Source organism: Streptomyces sp. NPDC059900, assembly GCF_050270335.1.
GTDB lineage: Bacteria > Actinomycetota > Actinomycetes > Streptomycetales > Streptomycetaceae > Streptomyces.
This window is the reverse complement of record NZ_JBNNJZ010000913.1, coordinates 1-2,214: the sequence shown is the minus strand read 5'-3', so window position 1 is coordinate 2,214 and position 2,214 is coordinate 1. Positions and strand designations below refer to the sequence as shown.

2 protein-coding genes are annotated in these 2,214 nt (G+C 69.9%); one reads left to right on the top strand and one right to left on the bottom strand.

The annotated features are described in order from the left end of the window. The first annotated feature begins 194 nt into the window (after positions 1 to 194). Positions 195 to 1,730, top strand: coding sequence for an AMP-binding protein (locus ACQKIP_RS45630; protein WP_365866959.1), 1,536 nt, complete (start codon positions 195 to 197; stop codon positions 1,728 to 1,730). A 20-nt stretch (positions 1,731 to 1,750) separates the two neighbouring features. Here ACQKIP_RS45630 and ACQKIP_RS45625 read toward each other — a convergent pair. Further along, positions 1,751 to 2,214, bottom strand: a 464-nt coding sequence (locus tag ACQKIP_RS45625) for a Zn-ribbon domain-containing OB-fold protein (protein WP_427745691.1), incomplete at its 5' end; no start/stop codon positions are given.

Below are 2,214 nucleotides of genomic sequence, written 5' to 3'. Positions count from 1 at the left end.
TCGCACCGGAAAAGTGACGGTCCCACACGTCGGAGAGGGACCGTCCCCGGTACGGCCGCGATCGCCGCCGCACCGAAACCATCCTTCCCGGCTCCTCTCCCCGCTATCCGCTCAGGTGCCGCGACAGGTGCCCGGTTTCCCGCGGGGCGTGGTCGGATAGGCGACGTACATCAACTGAGCTTCGGGAGGCCAGGATGTTCGTCCCGTTCGGGGCCCTAGATTTTCTGGACCGCGCCACGACCGTATACGGGGAACGGGTCGGCATCGTCGACGAGCCGGATCAGCCGGCCGAGCCCTGGGAAGGGCTCACCTACCGGCGCGTGGGCGAGCTGGCGCGGGCCCAGGCCGCCGGTCTCGACGCGCTCGGGGTGCCGCACGGCGCACGGGTGGCGGTCGTCTCGCCCAACAGCGCACGGCTGCTCACGTCGTTCTTCGGCGTGAGCGGTTACGGCCGGGTCCTCGTCCCGGTCAACTTCCGGCTCTCGGCGGAGGAGGTGAACTACATCGTCGGCCAGTCGGGGGCGAGCGTCCTGCTGGTCGACCCCGAACTGGAGGACCGCCTCTCCGGGGTGACCTGCAAGCACCGCTATACGCTCGGCCCGGAGGCGGACGCGGAGCTGTACCGCTTCGACACCGAGCCCGAGCCCTGGCAGCCCGACGAGAACGCCACCGCGACCATCAACTTCACCAGCGGAACCACCGCGCGCCCCAAGGGCGTACAGATCACGCACCGCAACATCTGGGTGAACGCCCTGACGTTCGCGCTGCACGCCGGGGTCAGCGACCGGGACGTCTATCTGCACACCCTGCCGATGTTCCACGCGAACGGCTGGGGCATGCCCTTCGCGATGTCCGGCATGGGCGCGCGCCACATCGTGCTGCGCAAGGTGGACGGCGCGGAAATCCTGCGCCGCGTGGCCGAGCACGGCGTCACGGTGATGTGCGCGGCGCCCGCGGTGGTCAACGCGGTCCTCGCCGCGGCGCGGACCTGGGAAGGGGAGATCCCGGGCCGTGACCGGGTGCGCATCATCGTCGCCGGGGCTCCGCCGCCCACCAAGACGGTCGCACAGGTCGAGTCCGAGCTGGGCTGGGAGTTCATCCAGATCTACGGCCTCACCGAGACCTCTCCCCTGCTCACCATCAACCGCTCCCGCGCCGAGTGGGACGGCCTCGGCTCGCAGCAGCGCGCGGAGAAGCTGGTCCAGGCCGGGGCCCCCGCCCTGGGCGTCACGCTGCGCACATCGGACGAGGGCGAGGTACTGGCCCGCTCGAACGTGATCCTCGAGGGGTACTGGGAGCAGCCCGAGGAGAGCGCGAAGGCCCTGGAAGACGGCTGGTTCCATACGGGCGACGGCGGAACGATCGGCGCCGACGGCCATCTGACGATCAGTGACCGCAAGAAGGACGTCATCATCACCGGCGGTGAGAACGTGTCCTCCATCGAGGTGGAGGACGTCCTGTTCAGCCACCCCGCGGTCGCCGAGGTCGCGGTCATCGGGGTGCCCGACGAGAAGTGGGGCGAGACCATCAAGGCGCTGGTCGTCCTCGCTCCGGACGCGCGGGCGACGGAGGAGGAACTCATCCGGCACTGCAAGGAGCACCTCGCCGGCTTCAAGGCGCCCACCTCGGTGGAGTTCCGCGACGAGCTGGCCCGCACGGCCACCGGAAAACTCCAGAAGTACAAGCTGCGCGGGCCCTACTGGGAGGGCCGCGAGCGCGGCGTCAACTGATCCGCGGCACGCCCGCCGTGCTACCAGTCGGCGCTCGCGTTCGTCTCGCAGAGCTCGAAGACGGCCTCTCCGGTCTCCGGATCGGACCCGGCCACGGGCCGCACGCGCGCGCCGACCCAGACGAGATGCGGAGAGGCACCCACGACACGGCAGCGGAACACGAACCCCTCGGGGAAACGGACCAATGACTCGTTGCGTGCGGTCCCCGTATAGCGGTTGACCACGCTGGACTGGACGACGACGCCTTCGCCGTCGCTGTGCTCGGTCGCCAGATCACTGGACGCGCACACCGGACACAGCATGCGCCGGAAGGACGCGGTGCCGCACCACCGGCAGCGGTGATAGATCAGGCCGGTCCGCTCGTGCTCCGTCGGCGCGACGCTCAATTCCTGCTGGGACACCGTCTCGACCCCCTGCATTCGGCTCGGATGCGCCGCGCTCGGCGTCGACGCCTCCGCACCAGATGGCACTGAGTGCCAGCAGG

Bases quoted from the DNA above. Each gene is read 5' to 3' on its own strand.
- ACQKIP_RS45630 (WP_365866959.1), top strand. From the start codon at position 195: ATGTTCGTCCCGTTCGGGGCCCTAGATTTTCTGGACCGCGCCACGACC.